Annotated in this window: 1 pseudogene; it reads left to right on the top strand. The window is 33.8% G+C overall.

Features of this window, described 5'->3' with window-relative positions:
* Window positions 1–27: 27 nt before the first annotated feature.
* Window positions 28–222: pseudogene (locus DWY01_RS11725) on the top strand (IS5/IS1182 family transposase); the annotation flags it as partial.

Raw genomic sequence — 222 nt, 5'->3', positions numbered from 1 at the left:
AAGAATGTTTCGTTAGATGCCGGATACATGACACCCGCAATATGCAGAGCCATTGTACAGAATGATCAGATTCCTTATATGCCATATAAAAGACCAATGACCAAAAAAGGCTTCTTTAAAAAATACGAATATGTCTATGATGAAGAATACGACTGTTATCTATGTCCAAATGATAAGATCCTTATGTATACAACTACTACAAGAAATGGATACAGACAATAT

The sequence above is a fragment of the Eubacterium sp. AF22-8LB genome, assembly GCF_003458715.1.
Classification (GTDB): Bacteria; Bacillota_I; Bacilli_A; order Erysipelotrichales; family Erysipelotrichaceae; genus Holdemanella.
This window is presented reverse-complemented; position numbering and strand designations above follow the sequence as displayed.